At 54.5% G+C, this 18,077-nt stretch carries 16 protein-coding genes and 1 tRNA gene; 4 read left to right on the forward strand and 13 right to left on the reverse strand.

Annotation, left to right across the window (positions count from 1 at the left end):
* Nucleotides 1–21: 21 nt before the first annotated feature.
* The 12 genes from atpG to deoC form a co-directional block, all read right to left on the reverse strand.
* Nucleotides 22–879, reverse strand: a complete 858-nt coding sequence (atpG, locus tag H8709_RS03230; protein ID WP_262396924.1) for an ATP synthase F1 subunit gamma — start codon at nucleotides 877–879, stop codon at nucleotides 22–24.
* A 24-nt stretch (nucleotides 880–903) separates the two neighbouring features.
* Nucleotides 904–2,418 carry a F0F1 ATP synthase subunit alpha gene (gene atpA, locus H8709_RS03235; protein ID WP_262396925.1) on the reverse strand — a complete coding sequence of 505 codons (1,515 nt, stop codon included), beginning with the start codon at nucleotides 2,416–2,418 and terminating at the stop codon, nucleotides 904–906.
* Nucleotides 2,419–2,434: 16 nt separating this feature from the next.
* A complete protein-coding gene (atpH, locus tag H8709_RS03240) occupies nucleotides 2,435–2,977 on the reverse strand; it encodes an ATP synthase F1 subunit delta (RefSeq protein ID WP_262396926.1) in 543 nt (180 codons plus the stop codon).
* Nucleotides 2,965–3,477 (reverse strand): F0F1 ATP synthase subunit B, encoded by a 513-nt coding sequence (atpF, locus tag H8709_RS03245; RefSeq protein WP_262396927.1) that lies wholly within the window; start codon nucleotides 3,475–3,477, stop codon nucleotides 2,965–2,967. The genes atpH and atpF overlap by 13 nt, the downstream gene beginning before the upstream one ends.
* Before the next feature lie 67 nt (nucleotides 3,478–3,544).
* Nucleotides 3,545–3,799: an ATP synthase F0 subunit C gene (gene atpE, locus H8709_RS03250; RefSeq protein ID WP_262396928.1), complete on the reverse strand. Its 255-nt coding sequence runs from the start codon at nucleotides 3,797–3,799 to the stop codon at nucleotides 3,545–3,547.
* Nucleotides 3,800–3,880: 81 nt separating this feature from the next.
* Nucleotides 3,881–4,591 (reverse strand): F0F1 ATP synthase subunit A, encoded by a 711-nt coding sequence (locus tag H8709_RS03255; protein ID WP_262396929.1) that lies wholly within the window; start codon nucleotides 4,589–4,591, stop codon nucleotides 3,881–3,883.
* On the reverse strand, nucleotides 4,578–4,967 hold the full coding sequence (locus H8709_RS03260) for an ATP synthase subunit I (RefSeq protein ID WP_262396930.1): 390 nt from the start codon (nucleotides 4,965–4,967) through the stop codon (nucleotides 4,578–4,580). The genes H8709_RS03255 and H8709_RS03260 overlap by 14 nt, the downstream gene beginning before the upstream one ends.
* Before the next feature lie 2 nt (nucleotides 4,968–4,969).
* Nucleotides 4,970–5,224, reverse strand: coding sequence for a hypothetical protein (locus H8709_RS03265; RefSeq protein ID WP_262396931.1), 255 nt, complete (start codon nucleotides 5,222–5,224; stop codon nucleotides 4,970–4,972).
* Between the two features lie 774 nt (nucleotides 5,225–5,998).
* Nucleotides 5,999–6,074, reverse strand: a tRNA-Ala gene (locus H8709_RS03270).
* Between the two features lie 122 nt (nucleotides 6,075–6,196).
* Nucleotides 6,197–10,579: a GH32 C-terminal domain-containing protein gene (locus tag H8709_RS03275; protein ID WP_262396932.1), complete on the reverse strand. Its 4,383-nt coding sequence runs from the start codon at nucleotides 10,577–10,579 to the stop codon at nucleotides 6,197–6,199.
* Between the two features lie 318 nt (nucleotides 10,580–10,897).
* Nucleotides 10,898–12,430, reverse strand: a complete 1,533-nt coding sequence (locus tag H8709_RS03280; protein ID WP_262396933.1) for a xylulokinase — start codon at nucleotides 12,428–12,430, stop codon at nucleotides 10,898–10,900.
* Nucleotides 12,431–12,591: 161 nt separating this feature from the next.
* Nucleotides 12,592–13,326 (reverse strand): deoxyribose-phosphate aldolase, encoded by a 735-nt coding sequence (gene deoC, locus H8709_RS03285; protein ID WP_262396934.1) that lies wholly within the window; start codon nucleotides 13,324–13,326, stop codon nucleotides 12,592–12,594.
* 572 nt (nucleotides 13,327–13,898) lie between these two features.
* Between deoC and H8709_RS03290 the strand changes: the two genes are divergently transcribed.
* From H8709_RS03290 to H8709_RS03305, 4 genes are all read left to right on the forward strand, one after another.
* Nucleotides 13,899–14,675, forward strand: coding sequence for a DeoR/GlpR family DNA-binding transcription regulator (locus tag H8709_RS03290; protein ID WP_262396935.1), 777 nt, complete (start codon nucleotides 13,899–13,901; stop codon nucleotides 14,673–14,675).
* A gap of 13 nt (nucleotides 14,676–14,688) precedes the next feature.
* Nucleotides 14,689–15,588, forward strand: coding sequence for an NAD(P)-dependent oxidoreductase (locus H8709_RS03295; protein WP_262396936.1), 900 nt, complete (start codon nucleotides 14,689–14,691; stop codon nucleotides 15,586–15,588).
* 56 nt (nucleotides 15,589–15,644) lie between these two features.
* Nucleotides 15,645–15,947, forward strand: coding sequence for a DUF6506 family protein (locus H8709_RS03300; protein WP_262396937.1), 303 nt, complete (start codon nucleotides 15,645–15,647; stop codon nucleotides 15,945–15,947).
* 199 nt (nucleotides 15,948–16,146) lie between these two features.
* Nucleotides 16,147–17,553 (forward strand): alanine/glycine:cation symporter family protein, encoded by a 1,407-nt coding sequence (locus tag H8709_RS03305; protein WP_449354262.1) that lies wholly within the window; start codon nucleotides 16,147–16,149, stop codon nucleotides 17,551–17,553.
* Nucleotides 17,554–17,661: 108 nt separating this feature from the next.
* On the opposite strand, the gene H8709_RS03310 is transcribed toward H8709_RS03305, so the two are convergent.
* A complete protein-coding gene (locus tag H8709_RS03310) occupies nucleotides 17,662–17,865 on the reverse strand; it encodes a hypothetical protein (RefSeq protein WP_262396939.1) in 204 nt (67 codons plus the stop codon).
* Nucleotides 17,866–18,077: the final 212 nt, after the last annotated feature.

Consider the following 18,077-nt stretch of genomic DNA (forward strand, 5'->3'; position numbering starts at 1 on the left):
TTTCTCCTTCATCACTAAAACTTACTTGAGGGCTTCGGCGCCGGCCACAATCTCGGTCAGCTCCTGGGTGATGGCGCCCTGTCTCGCCCGGTTGTATCTCAGCCCCAAATCGTCGAGCATCTGCTGGGCGTTGTCGTTGGCCGTCTCCATGGCCATCCGGCGGGCGCCTTGCTCGCAGGCGAAGGACTCGCACACGCCGCCATAGACGATACCGCCCAGATACTGCGGGATGATCATGTCGAAAGCGCCGGACACCGAGGGCTCATAGACCACGGTTCCCACGCCGTTTTTCGCATCGCTCCCCACCTCAAAATGCAGCGGGAGGGCTTTGAGCACCGCCGGCTCATGGGTGAGGACGGTGACAAAGTTGGTATAGATGACAAAGACCTCGTCGATCTCCCGACGGTCGTACATCTTGGCCAGCAGCCGACCAATGGCGAAAGAATCGCTGAGATGGATGTCCTCGGCCGCGGTCTTTTCATAGGGCACCAGCTCCACCTTCCGGTGGGCATAGTAGTCGGCCACCTTGCGCCCGATGGGCAAGACCTTCACGTCTTTGCCCTCCATATGGGCGTTGGCCACTCTCAACAAATTAGTGTTATAGCCGCCCGCCAGACCCCTGTCCCCGCCGATGATGACGTAACAGGAGGATTTGACCGGGCGGGGGCGCACATATGCGGACTCAAAATCCCGGGTTCCCGTGGCCATGCGGGCCATGGTGTCGTAGAGAATGTGGAAAAACGGCTTTGCCTGTTCCATCCTCTCCCGGGCTCTTTTCAGTTTGGAGGACGCCACCAGCTCCATGGCCTTGGTGATCTGCATGGTGCCTTCAATACTCTTCATACGGCGTTTGATGTCCTTCATGCCGGCTCCTGCCATCAGCGCGCCTCCTTTCCTCTTTTCTTATTTGGCGGCGAGAAAGCGCTCGGTAAACTCCTTGATGGCCGCGATGAGCGCGTCCTCGGTCTCCCGGTTGAGCTCTCCCGTGCGGGAGATTTCCAGTATGATCTGGGGGCAGTTGACGTCGATATAGTCAAAGAGCTCATATTGGAACTGCTCAATGTCCCCCACCGCGATATCCTTTAAGAAGTTGTGGATGACCGCGTAGATGATCACGACCTGGTGCTCCACCTTGATGGGCTGGTTTCTTCCCTGCTTGAGCACCTCCACAATCCGCTCGCCCTTGGCGAGCCTCGCTTTGGTATCGGCGTCCAGGTCGGAGCCAAACTGGGAGAAGGCCTGCAGCTCCCGGTACTGGGAGTAGTCGAGCTTCAGCGTTCCCGAGACCTTCTTCATGGCCTTGATCTGGGCGTTGCCGCCGACTCGGGACACCGAGATGCCCGGGTTGACGGCCGGGCGCACACCGGCGTGGAACAATTCCGACTCCAAGAAGATCTGGCCGTCGGTGATGGAGATGACGTTGGTGGGAATATAGGCGGAGACGTCGCCCGCCTGGGTTTCAATGAGGGGCAAGGCGGTCAAAGAACCGCCGCCGTACGCTTGGGAGAGCTTGGCCGCCCGCTCGAGAAGCCTCGAATGGAGGTAGAAGACGTCGCCGGGGTAGGCCTCCCGCCCGGGGGGGCGTTTGAGGAGGAGGGACAGGGCACGGTAAGCCACCGCGTGCTTGGACAGATCGTCGTAGACGCACAGCACGTCCTTGCCCTTGTACATGAAGTATTCGCCCATGGCGCATCCGGCATAGGGCGCGATATATTGCAGCGGCGCCAGCTCGCTGGCCGACGCGGAGACGACGATGGTGTATTCCATGGCGCCGTTGGAGGTCAGGGTGTCCACCAGCTGGGCCACCGTGGACTGCTTTTGTCCAATGGCCACATAGATGCAGATGACATCCTTGCCCTTCTGGTTGATGATGGTGTCCAGCGCGATGGTGGTTTTGCCGGTCTGGCGGTCGCCGATGATAAGCTCCCGCTGGCCCCGGCCGATGGGAATCATGGAGTCGATGGACTTGATGCCCGTTTGCAGCGGTACCTTGACCGGCTCCCGCTCGATGATGCCGGGGGCCGGGGACTCGATGGGACGGGTGCCCGCCGAGCGGATGGGACCACGACCGTCAATGGCCTGCCCCAGCGCGTTGACGACCCGGCCCAAAAGGCCTTCGCCTACCGGCACCGAGACGATCTGGCCGGTCCTCTTGACCGTGTCGCCCTCTTTTATATTTTCGTCGCTGCCGAGCATAACGGCGCCGACCGTATCCTCTTCCAAGTTGAGAGCCATGGCATATACGCCGCCGGGAAACTCGATGAGTTCTCCAGCCATGCAATTTTCCAGCCCGTGCACCCTGGCAATGCCGTCGCCGACCATGACAACCGTACCCACATCTTCCATGTGGGTCTTGCCGTCGTAGTCCTTGATCTGCTGTTTGATTAAACTGGTGATTTCGTCCGGGCGAAGCTGCATGATAACACCTGCCTTTCTATGCGATCACCGCCGAAATTTTCCTGCGGATGTCCTCCAGCTTGGATTTGACGCTGGCGTCGATCTGCTCGTTTTGAAACCGGAGCACCATGCCGCCCAAAAGCGCCGGGTCCACCTGGGTGTGGAGCACGATCTCCGCCCCTGTGGTCATCTTCAGCTTCCTGCGAAGGCGCTCCTTGAGTGTGTCGGAGAGCGCCACCGCCGTGACGGCGGTAAATTCCATCCGGTTGTGATCGCTGTTATAAATATCGTTGTAAGAAGCAAAAATCGCGTGGAAATGTTTGATTCGCCGCTTTTCCGTCAAGACCTTGAGAAAGTTCTCGGTGTAGGGATGCACCTTACCCCGGAAAATCCGGTCGATCAGGTCCATCTTTTCGCTGCGGTTAAGCTCCGGCGACTGCATCAGGATGAGGAAATCCCCGTCTTCCAAAAACGCTTCGTCCAGCACCCGCAACTCCTCTAGAATCTCTTCCTCGCACTGCGCGGCTTTCGCGGTTTCATACAGGGATGATGCATAGGTCTTTGCCACTACTTCTGCCATGATTCATCACCCACATTGTCAATAAACTGTTCCATTAGCTTCTCGTGATCTTCTTCGGACATCTCCTTTTCGATCACTTTGGAAGCAATTTGCAGGGCAATATCGGAAATTTCGTTCTTCGCTTCGTTGATTGCTTTCTTTTTCTCTCTTTCAGCATCCCGCTGCGCCCGCTCGATGAGATCGCCCGCCTGCTTCTTGGCCGCGTCCACAATGGCGTCGGCCTTCTTCTCCGCCTTTTGGCTGGCGTCCTTGACGATCTCGCCGGCTTCCAGCTTGGCCTGCCGCATCTGAGCGGTATACGTCTCCTTGATCTCGGCCGCCTCGTCCCGGTCCTTCTGCGCGTCGTCGATCAGGCTATCCGCCGCCGCCTTGCGCTGCTCCAAAATCTTGTTGACCGGTTTGAAGAGGAATTTCTTGACCAGCAAATAGAGGATAAACAGGTTGATCCAGGTGTTGATCATCTGCCAGACGCCCAAAGAGATAAAGCTTTCGTGTTCCATACTTGCCCTCCCTTCCTCATATAATGGGTGCGGCCTAATCCGCCGCAAACCAAAGAAAATGACCGGATTACAGCAGTCCGATCAGGGGGTTGGCAAACATCAGAATGAGGCCTACGACCAGGCCGTAAATACCAGTGGACTCTGCGATGGCGCAACCGAGAAGCATGGTTCTGGTGACAGCGCCTTGACACTCGGGCTGACGGCCGATGGCCTCGCAGGCCTTACCGACGGCGTAGCCTTCACCAATACCAGGGCCGATACCGGCAATCAGCGCAAGACCGGCGCCAATGGCGGATGCCGCTAAGATAATCGCTCTTTCCATTTGTGTTTCCTCCTATATTCGTCTAGAATAAATATTTTGAATGCGCGGCCTTTGGCGGCCGCGTCCCATTTCAAACAAAGCCTAGTCGTCGATGGCCGACGAAACATATGCCATGGTCAGCATGCAGAAGATGAACGCCTGTAGGGCGCTGGTGAACAGATCGAAATAGATGGACAAAAACGCGGGCAGGCCGATCTGCATAAACGGAATCTGGATGCCGCCTAGAATGACGCTGCTCAGGTACGCTAAAGCGCTATATAACAGGGACGTGATGACGGTGCCCGCCGCGATGTTGCCGAAATGACGGAAGCCCAAGGACAGCGGCGTCGCAAATTCGCTGATGATATTAAGCGGCGTCATGACAAAGATGGGCTCGGTGAAGCCCTTAAAGAACTGCTTGATGCCATGATATTTGATCTTGCTGTACTGAATCATCACGAAGGTAACGATGGCCCAGCCCAGCGTGGTGTTGATGTCGGAGGTAATGGGCTTCATGCCGAGCAGGCTCGACAAGCTCCCGAACAGGGAAAAGGCAAACAGAGCGCCGATATAGGGAGCGTAGGTTTTCACATGAGCCTTCCCCATGCTTTCCGTCACCAGGTCGTTGACCGCCTGGACCGCCCATTCCGCGATGGCCTGGCGCTTGGTGATCTCCTTTAGCTTTAAATGCCGGGTCAGGAAAACGCAAAGGAGCGTGATGCCCAGAATCAGAATCCAGGAGTTGACCATGGTTTCGGTGACGGGAAGTCCTCCAAAGATGGGGATACGGAAAAAGATTCTAGCTCCTTCCACCCTCTCGCCTCCTTTCCACAAAGTTCATGAGATAAATGGCAATGACCGGGAACAGTAAAGGGATGATGACGCCCAGCGGGTCCAGATGGGACGAGCTGAGGCCGATGTATACGACGACGCCTGTCAGAAGCAGCCGGGCCGCATAACTCAGCCGGATGGAGAGCTTGGCCGACTTTTCGCTCTTTTGTACCGCCCGGGTACAAGCGAGCCCCAGCAGTACAAAATTAAGGATGGCAAAGCAGCTGGAAAAGAGCACTCCCCAAAGCATCCGGTGGCTCATGCGCCCCAGGATGAGCATGATGACGAGCAGCACTCCATCCAACAGGATAACGCCTAAAGAGATTCTTTTAATTTCATCCACCACGATTTTGTCCACATTCACCCATCCTTATGGCGTTCATCCCGTTTGACCTGGCGCATAATAAAGCGGTAGAGGCATACGATGCCCGCCACCGTTCCCAACAGGATGCCGACAATCACCGTCCAATTGGGCCAGCCATAGAGCTGCCGCAGCCGGTAAGTAATCCAGGCGAGCACCAAAATGGGAAGCAGCAGTAGCAAGGTCAATTCAAGATAATAAACAAGTCCTCGAATCACAGAAGTCTTTTGCGGTGACCCATTATCCTTTGGCATAAAAAGGCCTCCTCTTTCATTCTGATCGCCATAGGGCCTTTCCCTATTTTTATCCAAAAATAGGGCTTTCAATCATTTCATCAGGTTTTGATACCCGTTTGGCCCAATCAACTATACATTATACTATTATTTTTTTGAATTTCAATGCATTAAAATTAGAAAACATACAAAATTTCTTGTACTAGTTGCACAGCTTCTGTTGTTAAAATTATAACATCTGTTTGTCCATTCTCACTTTTGAGCTAGTCAATATATCTAATTTTATCGGCAATTTTTTCTAAATACCTGAGAAAGAAAAGGGCTAATAACTTTTCGTAATTTATGCATATTTTCTCATTTTCTTAAATGAGCCTGTCAGGTCCTGAACGCACGCACTCCAGCCATCATTCGGCCGACTGGGTGTACAACGCAATAAGGTCTTCTTCTCTGACGAAATCCGTATCAATATCGGTACTTTTCTGCTCTATCTTCCAGTTTATGAGTGACCATAATCAGCCGCATCGGCACACCGATAAGAGCACCCACCCATTCTATCTCTATCTATGCTTAGTGATCCCACCGTATGGGGATCACAAGCTGGATAATATTTCAGCCGTTTAGACGCCGCGAATCTGGTACTGTCGTTGCGAAATTCTTAGAAAAGACGTCTCATTGTCTTCCCGCTCTATTCCGCACGCACGAATCGCTGCCACTTTGCAAAAGGGCCACCTATCGATTCCGCAAAAACAAAAAGACCAACAAACGGCCTCACTTAGCCATTTGTTGGTCTTTTCTTGGTGGAGACGATCGGGATCGAACCGACTACCTCTTGAATGCCATTCAAGCGCTCTCCCAGGTGAGCTACGCCCCCAAGCGACAGATAATATTATACACAATGCAAAAAGAAAATGCAAGAGCTTTTTACAAAAAAATTTGCTTTTTTGTAAAAAAAGAGACCCAGCCGAATGGCCGGGTCTCTTCATTTAGTAATACTTACTTTTTCCGTCTCAGTATAACCACAGCACCAGCGGATACTGCCAGAATTGCCAACGCTATGGGTAACGCACTGTTATCGCCGGAGTTCGGGTTCTTCTTCCCGGAGTTACTGGAATCAGAGCCACTTCCGGAGGGCCATTTCCAATCAGAATTGTTGCCGCCGGGAATGTTGGGTTTGCCTCCGCCATCTTTGGTGATGGTCACTTTGATGGGAATGGTCACGTCGACCTGCTCTCCGTCTACGCTCAGATAGCCGATGGCATCATAGGTTCCCACCTTGTTAAAGTCCACATTGTCGTAGTTCCACCCGGATACGGTCATATCGACTTTGCGGCCATCGGAGTAGTTGGCCACTACCTTCTTTTGCAGTTTTGCAAATACATCTTCCGGTTTGCTGCCTACCTTGGCGGACACTTTGAGTTGGGCCGGGGTCAGGGATTCCAGAACCGCCTCGCCGGACTCATTGACAATGATGTTGGCGTATGCCTTCACATCAGTTCCTTCAAGGGTGCCGACGGCCTTGTATGTGCCTTCTTTATTGAGATTGACGCCGCTCAGGTCCCACGCCACATCGACGCTAATCTGCACGCCGTCCTCTTGCTCTGCCAATACCTTGGCGGGCAGGCGGTACAGTACGTCGTCAGCAGCCGTTCCAATCTTAACGATGATATCGTCAATTTTACTAACAATAGACTTGATGGGAGAACCGGTAGTCAGATAGACATTGTTAAACTTCGCGGTACCGCTATAGACCATCACGCCCACGCGGCCTTCACGGACAGAACCAGTATCCACCTTTCCTTCGGTCAAAACCTTGTCGTCAAAGGTGACGGTATAAGTATCGCCCTTGGCCTCCACCTTATAATGGTGCCAGCTTCCCAGTTTCGGCTGGACCCCGGCATCGGCAAATTTTATATTCATCACGTCCCTAGCGCCGCCGCCACCTTTGGGGAACTCGAAGATACGGAAGTTTTTCTGAGCCATGTCAAAATTGAGGACATAGCCGCCCGCCGTGTTAATTATAGTATCTGTCGCGCGGAAAATGAGGCCAAGTGCCTGGCCGTCTTCCAGCATGACATCGCCTTCATAGACAAAGTCGCCGCTGACATACTGCTCGGCTACGGCAAAGTTATCGCCACTGCCAACAACCCGGTAGCCGTCTTCCACCACTTCCCAATTTCCGGCTGATGTCGTCCAGCCGGAAAGGTTGGTGTTAAATTCCTTTTTCACGACAGAAACTGTAACCTCTTTTTCCAGACCGCCGGAGTTGGTCACCGCTTTGATGGTGTAGTCTCCCTCGGCGGAAGCACGAAGCTTTAGGTAAGTGTCCGTCTGCTCCACGATGGTGAGACCTTCGCCACAAGTCCAAGTCACGCTCTTGTCTTTTGCGCCGTTGGGAAGGACATTGGCCGTCACCTTGAACTCCTCGTTAACGCCCACGGTTGCGGGAGCCGAGAGAAGGAGACTGGTCGGGTTGCCGTCCGGCGTTGTAATGTCATCCCGGTACATGGACTTCATGTCCCAGATCTTCAGGGAGTCGATGGTCAGATTGCCATCGGTGAAAAATTCCATACCCGCGTTATCGAGGGCAGTGTAGTAGATGGTATCGATGGCCGCCTCGCCGTCATTGCCAAAGACGTCGATGATGGACCAGTCCACAATGATGCGCAATTTGATCTTTCCATCCGCTGTCTGATAAAGCTCATAAGAGCAGTTTTCGTTCTTGCTGGGGCCGCCCGACTTGCTCTTATCCACATACAGTCGGTTGCCGTTGACATCATATTTGACGGTGATCTGATTGTTACCGCCCTTTCTCAAGTTAAAACCGAACTGGGTGGCGTCTCCCGGATCGATGGTGGCTTCAATGTCATATTTCTGCCCAGCCAGTCCCTCCAGGATATTGCCGTTATTCGCGCCCACGGTCAAATCGTTGGTCTCGAAAATCGGGGTTTCGGAACGATATTCGTTGATCTCTTCCGGCGCGTAGGATGTCAGGCGATACTGGCCGTTGATCATCTTGAGCCCCGTCACCAGCGGCAGCGACTGGGCACCTGTCCAATCTTTACCGTTCATGGCGCTTTCCTGCATCCAGCTGACCAGCAGCGTTCTGCCCTTGGGATCGTTAAAATACTTCTGGGTGGCGTACATATCCGGGCCGCCGTTGTAGGTGATTTGCCCGGTGAGAGATTTAAACTGATACTTTCCGTTCTCTTTGACCAAGTCGCCGACTATGTACCATTTTCCAGATCCGTTATAGACCCACTTAGTTTCGTTGGTCCCCTCCACCTTGAGCGGATAGAGGCCCGGGCACTCGGAGTTGATGCGGTTGTTGGTGCCGGAGTAGTATAAGTCGCTTTCCAGCGTCCAATTGATCAGATTGGAGGAAGAATAGAGTCTCGCATCGCCGCCGGCCACAATCATCAGCCAGACGCCGCCCGCGTCATAGGAGGAATCTTCCTGCCACCAGACCTGGGGATCGCGGAAGCCATTGTTAATACCAGCGCCCGAAAGCACCGGATTGTGATCATATTTGATCCAGCTTCTGCCGTTGTCGGTGGAATAAGCCAAGGACTGCTTTTCAACACCGTAGGTGGTGTCGCCGCCGTCATGTGTGAAGATCGCCACCATCCGCTCATCCGGAGGCGTGCTCTCGTCAAAAAGTCCGCAGGTGTTGTTGCGGTCGATGACGCCGCAGCCGGAGAAGATAGCGCCCAACTCGTCGGGCGTCATGGTAACCGGCATCTCGGTCCAGGAAATTAAGTCCTTGGAAACCGCATGGCCCCAGCTCATATTGCCCCAGGCAGTGCCATAGGGATTGTGCTGGAAGTACATGTTGTATTCCCCGGTGCTGGCGTTATACATCAGACCATTGGGGTCGTTGATCCAGTTATATTCCGGGCTAAAGTGGAACTGGGGACGGTAGTCCTCCTGGAACGCCACCGATGGATCGGAAGCTTTCTTGACCTTGATGGTGGTGACGCTGGCGACGCCCGTCGCTTCATCCAACACTTTGATCAAAACATCATTGTAGCCGGATTCCAGTGCAATCGGGTCGCTCAGCTGGCCGTTTACCGCTTCTTTGTCATTGATAAAGAGCTTATGCGCCCCATCCGTGGTGGCCTTCACCTGGAAGGACTCCTGGGTATAGGGGACTTCCGCCGTATAGAGGAATATTTGATCATTGAATGTTTCGTTGAGGGTCAGCCCTTTGACCTCCAAACCGATCAGCTTGGGGGTAACCGCGGGAGTGTAGTTGATGTTTTGGAAGGTAGCGTTGGCACCGCAAGTCATGACGCCCACATAGCCGCCCTCAAATTCCGTATCTTGTTTAGTTCCTACATATTGGCCGTCCAGATAGAAATTGAAGACGCCGTTTTCCAAAACCTCAACGCGCAGGTGGAAACTGTCTTTCTTCATCTCTTCTTCGTCCAGGTTCTTGGAGATGTTCCAATTTTCACCGCCAGTATTCTTAAACAGCTTGGCAATTTTTGAATTTTTGTCCACATTGACACAATACCAATAGGACTTGGGGTTGTCCGGGTTTTTGACGCCGAAGACAAGACCCGCCGCCACATTGACCTGGGAGAAAGTCATATCGCCTTCCACCACGAAGGTCTGGGAGGCCGGTACATTGAGCGAGGACATGTAGAAGGTATCGCCCAGGCCCAAATTGGCGGCGTACATACCGTTCTCGGTCTCGGTCCAGCTGCCGCCGGACGCTTTCCAATCGCCTTCGATGTTGGTCACGAAATTTCCTTCCGGAGGAGGCGTGACACTGCCGGAATCATCCATAAATTTGATGTTGGAAAACTCCACGTCTTTGTTATACGCTACAAAGCCCACATAGCCGCCCTTAAAGTTGGGGGCAGATGTGGTAATAACGGGGGTATCCATATCGTTGACATAGAAATAGATATTCTTTTCCGCGTCCACCGTCAGTTTAATCTTTAATTTGGTCGGATCAACGGTATCCGGGTTGGGGATATCAAGGATCGCGTTGAGAGCATCCGCTCCCCTCTCACAGAAAACGCGGGCTTTTTTGTCATTGACCATGGCGCCGTACCATCCGCTTGCCGCGGACTCCATTTCCTGTTGGGGAGCCCCGAACAGGATACCAGCATCCGCATTGGCGCCGTTTAGATACTTCATGTCCGCTTCCAGCGTAAAGGCCGTGGCCTGGGTCGTGGATGCGACATAATTGTTCCCGATGTTGGCGTTTTTGACCGTTAGCACCCCATTTTCATAGGTATGCTGTCCGCCCCAGCCCGCCAGCTCCGCCGTTTCGGCCGCGCTGACCGTCATGAAGCCCGCTGGAATTACGCTCATCAAAGCAAACACCAACGCGAACACTAAACAAAGGCTACGTTTGACTCTTTTCAACATCTACTCCTCCTCTAGTTCTTCTTCCATTTTTTTTATTTACTGTAAAAGTAAATAATTCATTAACATTATAACACTCTCAGTAAATATAAGCAATGATTCTCAACAAAACGCAACTTGTTTATCTATATCCGCCAATCCTCTTCCAACTTATCTGTAAGATATTCCTTTGATATTTTCCAAATCTCCCATATTTCCGCAGACGCATCCCATATTTTACGTCTAGTTGTCCTACAACTATCCCTCGCGCCACCACTACCCTTGTAGGAACAAAAAAGCCGCCCCGTGTATGCACACGGGGCGGCTTTGGGATACGTCTTAAATATCAGCGAGCATATCGCCCAAGTCGGACATGACGTCCATGGTCTTCGCAAAGACGGGCAGCAGTGCCTCATACGTTTGTACGTGCTCCGGGATGGGTTGGGTGGTGCTTTCCAGCACGTGGACCTTGTCGATGCGGTCGAAATCCTTCCACATCCCCACGCCATAGGCCGCGCAAGCCGCTGCTCCCAGCGCCGCCGCTTGTTGGTCGATGGTGGATTTGAGAATCCGCACGTTGTAGATGTCGGCATAAATCTGGCGCCAAACCGCGCTCTTGCTGCCCCCGCCAACCAGCAGCATCTCGTCGCTGATGGGGGTCAGCTCCCGCAGGCGGTCCAGATAGGTGCGCATCACCATGGAAATGCCCTCCATGGAGGCGCGGATGAGGTCGCTTTGGGTATGGCTTAAGTCCAACCCAATAAAAGCGCCGCGGATGTGGTTGCTCTTATCGATGGGGACGCCGCCTCCTAAACTGGGGTTAAAGATGAGCTTATTGGCCCCCACCGGCGATTGAGCTGCCAAGGCGTCCATCAGGGCATAGACATTCTTGTCTTCCCTTTTGGCCTCCTCCATCACATTGATGGCCAGTTGGTCCCGCACCCACTTAAAGCTGGTGCCGCCGGACTTGATGCACAGCGCCGAGGTGAAGAGATCGGGGGCCACATGGGCGAAAACATAGGTCCTGGCGCTATAGTCGATCAGCGGCTCCTTGGAGGTGACCGCAATCCAATCGGAAGAACCTAGCGCGTTATACACCCGGCCGTCCTTGAACGCTTTGGCTCCCATGGCCATGCAGGAGTTGTCCACGCCGCCGGAAACTACCTGCACATGATCGCCCAGGCCCAATTCCTTGGCCACATCGGGCAGGATGGTGCCGATGACCTGGGTGGAGGCAGTGAGCTCCGGGAACATTTCCCGTTTGAGCCCCATGGCGTCCAGTAACTCGTCGGAGAACTTCCAGCCCCGGATGTCGTAGCAGCCGCTGCCAGAAGCGTAGGAGTAATCGGTGAGAATCTTGCCGGTCAGGCGGTAGTTGATGTAATCCTTGGTGCCGATGATCTTGTCGATCTTCGCAAACATTTCCGGCTCATTTTCCTTGTACCAAAGGATTTTGAAGGCGGGATACATGGCGGGGTCCACGCCGTTGCCGGTCAGTTCATACCATTTTCTCTCGTCGTAGGCTGTAAAGAATCGGCGCGCCTGCTTGACCGCCCGGGTGTCCGACCAGATGGGGGTGCTTTCCCGCAGCAGATTGCCGTGGGCATCCATGGGGACTGAACCCAGACTGTGGCCGGAGATGCCGCAGCAGACAATATCCTTGGGGTCGGTTTTGCCTTGGGAAAGAAGCTTTTTGGTGCTCTCCACAATCGCGTTCCACCAGTCGGCGGGACGCTGTTCATGCCACCCGCCCTTGCTGTACATGGTGGGGTAATCCACAAACGCATCGGCCAGGCAATTTCCTTCGGCGTCGTAAAGGGAGGCTTTGTTGCCTCCGGTTCCCAGGTCCCAGGCGATGATCTTTTCCGTCATTGCGTTCACTCCTTTGTTGTTGGGTCGGCCATCCATATTCCACTGCCGCTATGATCGCTTTCCAGTCGTCGGTGCCAAAGGAAAGGCCTAGCTTCCGCCGGGGGATTCCCACCGGCGCAAGCTAGGACGCGCTCCCCTTTTGTGCGCCGCTTAAGTTTCGTTTATTCCGCGATGATCAGAGTCCCCTCTTTTTCACGCTTGAGCGCCTCGTCCAAGATAGCGATGGTGGAACGGGTGCCGTTGCGGATGGCGCCCGCCGCCATGACGGCCAGCGACATATCCAAAGTGCGGATGCCGCCGGAAGCCTTGACCTGCACCTTCGGGGAGACGGAGGCCCGCATCAGCTTGATGGCCTCGACGGTGGCGCCGGAGCCCGCATAACCGGTGGAGGTTTTGACAAAGTCCATGCCCGCGCGCTCGGCGATCTGGCAAGCCTTTTTGATCTGTTCCGGGGTCAGATAATGGATTTCCAGAATCACCTTGATTAACCCGCCCAGGTCGTGCGCCGCTTTGGCGATGGCGGTCAGCTCTTCTTCCACGTAGTCATATTCGCCGGAGAGGAAACGGCCAATATTCATAACCACGTCCACCTCTTTGGCGCCCTTGCGGATGGCATCCTGGGTCTCGAAAACCTTGGTTTCGGTGGTGCAGACGCCATGGGGGAAGCTGGCCACGGTGGTCACCAACACGCCGGAGCCGTCCAGCTCTTTGACCACGATGGGCAGATCGGAGGGGCGGACACAGACGGAAACACAGTTGTATTTCTTGGCGATATCGCAGCCCTCCACCAGCTCTTTGACCGTGATGTCCGGCCGCAGCAGGGAGTGGTCGATGGTCTGCGCCACGTCGTAAGCGGTAATTTTGTCTCCTACTTTGTAAGTCTTGATGGTTTCCATGAAAAAGACCTCCTTCTATGTATGTGTGTCAAACAACGGTTTTGGATGGTTTTATTATATCTGGATGCAGGTACACCTGCAATCTTTTCCCTCATTTTTGTCAGTTCTTATAACTATCCTAGTCCAAAACAATGATTTTGGCCAATAAAGGATCAACATCAATCAGTCCAGCCATCCTTCAACCCCTTTTATACGGACCCACGGACTGAAATCTTGTCATGTCAGCAAAATCAACCGTATATTTCCGATTGTTTTCCTGCGTTTGTTTCCTATTTTCCACTTCCTACAACTCTTTTACCTGGCAAAGCACTTTGAAATTTATTGTTTTTGCAGTATTTTATCAGCATCATACGTCAAACCGATCAATAAGTCAATATAATAATTCAAAATAGTTTATATTATCGTGATTTGTTCTGACTGTTTAGGTGAATTGTGCTCTATATGATTTATTATGATTTTTATCTTTTCTTTTCCCGGCGTTTTCCTTGCTTTTGCCCATCATTTCTGTTAGAATAAAATGAAAGAGGAAACGGTTTCCATTCGGGAATCCGGTAAAGAAAGAGGGATGAGGGTTGTTTTCTGTTGACCGTGAAAAGATCATCTACGATTATTTAAAGGAACATCAAACCGCTACCACAGCGGTTCTCAGCCAGATTACGGGCGCTTCCCTAGCCACCGTCCGGCGCGATCTCAATCAGATGCACGCCGCGGGCAAAATCCGCAAGAAATACGGCGGCGCTCAGTACCTCCCCTCCGCCAAGGAGCAAATTTCCTCCGGGGACGCCGAGGCGCTCAAGGAGCGGTATGCCGACAAGGACGCCATCGCCAAGGTGGCCGCCAGCCTCATCCACGACCGCAATATTATCTTTTTGGGCGCGGGGAAAACCTGCGCGCTCATCGCCCGCTACATCAGGGACCGCCAGGATTTGACCGTCGTCACCACCAACATCGACGCGGTCATCGAGCTTTCCAGCGCCAAGGGGGTCAAAATGCTCCTATTGGGGGGCGACGTCAACGTGGAGGACCGCTTTATCGAGACCATCGGCGAGTATACCAACGACATGCTCCGCAAATTCTATTTTGACAAAGTCTTCATCAACATCGACGGCGTGGACCTGGTGGCGGGCTACTCCATCGTCAACCGGATGCACCTGCCTCTCTACAGCCACCTTTTGGACAATTCCAAGCAGTTTTTCCTCACCGTGGACAAGAGCAAATTTAACCGCCGCACCTTCGTCCACCTGTGCGATATGGACCGCATCCGCAATGTGATCATCAACGGCTCTACCGATCCGCGGTACATCCAGTACTATGAGCAAAGCGGCGTCAACGTTTTTTTGGCCGAATGACAGGAGGATTTCTATGTTTCATCAGCTTGTCGCCATCGAACCTATCAACTTGGACCCCGCTTCTACGCGGGCGCTTTCCCGGCTGGCGGAAAAAGTTGTCCTCTACGACGACCTGCCCCGGGATAACGCAGAAATCATCCAGCGCATCGGACAGGCGGACGGGGTCCTCCTGTCCTATACCAGCGCCATCGACGCCGAGGTGATCGAGGCCTGCCCCTCCATCCGCTACATCGGCATGTGCTGCAGCCTCTATTCCCCCGAAAGCGCCAACGTGGACATCCGCGCCGCCCAGGCGCGGGGCATCACCGTGCTGGGGGTGCGGGACTACGGCGACGAAGGGGTGGCCGAATATGTGGTCAGCGAACTTGTCCGCCTCCTCCATGGCTTCGGCAGCCGCCAGTGGAAAAGCGAGCCCACTGAGCTCACCGGCGTCAAGGTGGGAATCTTGGGGCTGGGCACCAGCGGCAGCATCGTGGGCCGGGCCATCCGCTACTTTGGCGCGGATCTCTTTTATTACAGCCGCACCCGCAAGCCGGACATGGAGGCGGAAGGCTTCCATTACCGGACGCTGGAGGAACTGCTGGGAGAGGTGGACATATTGTGCACCTGTCTCAATAAAAACGTCATTCTCCTCCATGAGCGGGAGTTCTCCCTCTTTGGAAACGGTAAAATTCTCGTCAACACCTCCATCGGGCCTTCCTTTGACCTGCCCGCCCTGCGTGGGTGGCTCGCAAATCCGGAAAATTACTTTCTCTGCGACACGCTCCTAGCCCTGGGCGATCCCTCCCTGCGGAAATTGCCCAATGTCTCCTGCGTGGGTAAATCCAGCGGCGCGTCGATTCAGACCACCCGCCGCCTGGGAAGGAAAGTCATCCAAAATATCGAGTCTTTTTTTGGTGCGTCCGGACAGTGATTTTGTGGTATGATGGAAAAAAGCCCGCCCCGCCGGCGGAGAAGGAAGGATGCAGTATGAACAAGCATTTCGCCTTTGTGCTCATGGGGCCCCACTATGACCCCGAGCAGCACCAAGCGACCTTTGTTACCCCCAAAAGAAATACCTATATCGTCACAGTCAAGGATTTCGAGGAAGCCCGCCGCACAGTGAAACATCTCGTCGATGAGATGGAGGTGGGCGCCATTGAGCTCTGCGGGGCCTTTGGACCGGACAAATGCAGGGAGCTCATGGAGCTGACGGAGCATCAGGTGGCCATTGGCTACGTCACCCACTTCCCGGAACAGGACGACATCTTTGCCGCATTCTTCGGCAAATAGCACGCTTTTTCGAGGAACGGCCAGCCCTTCCCGGGCCGGCCGTTTTTTCCTGCCCGGCGCTTGGAAAATCTGGGCGGTAACTTTGTCCCCGCACCACTCATAGCGGCGCGGGGAATCCCATATAGATAAAAACAGCGGGACTCCGGGGGAGTCCATCGGAAATGGAATGGAAAGGTGGTACTCCTCACGTATGGAGCAATTGACTAACATGCTGACCGCGCTCAATGACCACATCAATGACTTTGTCTGGGGACCTTTTATGCTCATCCTCCTGCTGGGAACCGGCATCTATCTGACGGTGCGCACCAAGTTCTTTCAGCTCTCCAAGTTCGGGCGGATGCTCAAATGCACCCTGGGCAGCCTATTTTCCGGGAAGAAGAAAGCGGGCAAGATCTCTCCCTTCCAGGCCATGTCCACGGCCCTCGCAGGCACCATCGGCGTGGGCAACATCGTGGGCATCGCCACCGCCATCACCATGGGCGGACCCGGCGCCGTGTTCTGGATGTGGGTCAGCGCCTTTTTCGGCATGATGACCAAGTACGCCGAAGTGGCGCTGGCGGTGCGCTTTCGCGGTACCTATGAAAACGGACAGCATTACGGCGGACCCATGCTTTACATAGAAAAAGGACTCCACATGAAGTGGCTGGCCTATATCTTCTCCGTCCTGTGCGCCCTGGCCTCCTTCGGCATCGGCAACATGACTCAGTCCAACGCCATTTCCGGGGCCTTGAGCTCCTCCTTCCAGATTCCTCCCTGGATTTCCGGCATCGTGGTGGCGGTCGTCATCGCGGCGGTTATCCTGGGCGGCGTCAAGCGCATCACCAAGGTGACCTCTACCCTGGTGCCCATCATGTCCATCTTCTATATCGTGGGGGCGCTGATCGTCCTCATCATCAACCACGCCCAGATTCCCGCAGCCTTCGCCCTCATCTTCCAGGGCGCCTTCCGTCCCGAGGCGGCGGCCGGCGGCGTCATCGGCTTTACCGTCGCCCAGGCCATGCGCTTCGGCTTTGCCCGCGGCGTCTTCACCAATGAGGCGGGACTTGGCAGCGCCCCCATCGCCCACGCGGTGGCCGACACCGACAACCCCGTGGAGCAGGGCCTCTGGGGCATGTTTGAGGTCTTTGTGGACACCATCGTCGTGTGCACCATGACCGCCCTGGTCCTCCTCTCCTCCGGGCTGTGGAACTCCGGCGTCCCCGACACCGCCATGGCGGCCGCCGCCTTCGCCCAGGCCTTTGGGACCTACGGAGGCTACTTTATCGCCATCGCCACCACCCTCTTTGCCATCTCCACCCTGCTGGGCTGGAGCATGTACGGGGAGCACAGCGTTAAATACCTGTGCAAAAACCGTCCCCTCCCCGTCCTGGTCTACCGCAGCCTCTTCATCTTCCTCATCGTGGTGGGCGCCACCATCAAAATCGAGCTGGCCTGGGACATCTCCGACACCCTCAACGGCCTCATGGCCATCCCCAACCTGATCGGTCTGGTGGGACTCAGCGGCTTGGTCATCAAGATGACCAAGGACTATGTAAGGGACCCGGCCAGCGTGCTCATGCGGGACGCGGAGGTAAACGCCCCGCTACAAAAAAGCGGCCGGCGTTAGTTCATAGTAAGACCCTTAATCTGGACGGGCGACGGTAATGTCCTCCAACCGGCAAGCGCGCAGTAGAATAAAAAGGGACGGCAGCCAAAAAGCTGCCGTCCCTTTTTCTCATTCGCCCAACAGGAATCCCATCTTGGCTCCGCTGGGAGTTTCCCCGGCGGCATAGACGCTCTCCGATTCCACCCCGGGCTGAGCGGGATTTTCCCGGTCTTGGCCGCCCTCCTTGGGATAGCAGAGCAGTCCCGCGACGATAAGCAGCAGCCCCAGCAGAATAAAGGCCATTCTTTGATCCAGCTTCCACTCTATTTTCACAGCGTCCTCCCCCTCTCTTCAAAAAAGCATATGCAAAGAAGCGGCGGGGTATGAAGGGAGTCCGGGAGAAAGGCCGGGACAGCGCAGCTGCGCTCCGGCCGCTTGCAGCCCTTGCGCTCCCCTCTTCGCGCAGCTGCATAGCCTCTTTGGGAAAAGAAATCCCCTCAGAAACGTGGAAACTCCGCTTCCTTTCGGAAGCGGAGTTTCGCACG

It is taken from the genome of Zongyangia hominis, assembly GCF_014385095.1.
GTDB classification, from domain to species: domain Bacteria; phylum Bacillota; class Clostridia; order Oscillospirales; family Ruminococcaceae; genus Zongyangia; species Zongyangia hominis.